We start from the raw sequence: 412 nt of genomic DNA, 5'->3' as shown, positions 1-412 counted from the left end.
AAATATGTAAACAAATTTATATTTCAGTGCAAAAGATAGGGAAGATTGTAGAGCCTTGCTTGAATTTGTTTTATTTAGATAAAGAAAGTGTAAAGGGAGTTACCTGTTATTCTAATTAGCAGGTAAAGTTCGAGAATTTCTCGATTTTTTCATGGCAACACTTCGAACGTGTTCTGAAATATATGTTTTTGAGGTATAGGGGATTGATGTGTAATTCTTAAAGAGAAAATATTATAAGTTGTTTAAAAACGCTTAGAAGTGAAAATGAAGAGGCTGAGAGATAGGAATAATTTTTGTTTTTAAAAGAAAAAATGCCCTTGTCCACGAAGTGGATTGAAGGGCATTTTTTTATGGTTTTTCGGACACGAAAAATACGGTTTTCTTCTTTCTTTAATACATAGGTAACTATTTC

1 protein-coding gene is annotated in these 412 nt (G+C 30.6%); it reads right to left on the bottom strand.

Annotated elements, in window-relative coordinates:
* Nucleotides 1-217 precede the first annotated feature (217 nt).
* The coding region (locus tag FE392_RS22460; protein WP_319931903.1) for a hypothetical protein at nucleotides 218-412 on the bottom strand (195 nt) is incomplete at its 5' end.

This window comes from Xenorhabdus santafensis, from assembly GCF_033949405.1.
GTDB classification, from domain to species: Bacteria; Pseudomonadota; Gammaproteobacteria; order Enterobacterales; family Enterobacteriaceae; genus Xenorhabdus; species Xenorhabdus santafensis.
The sequence above is the reverse complement of the archived record's forward strand: the minus strand, read 5'-3'. Positions and strand labels throughout refer to the sequence as shown.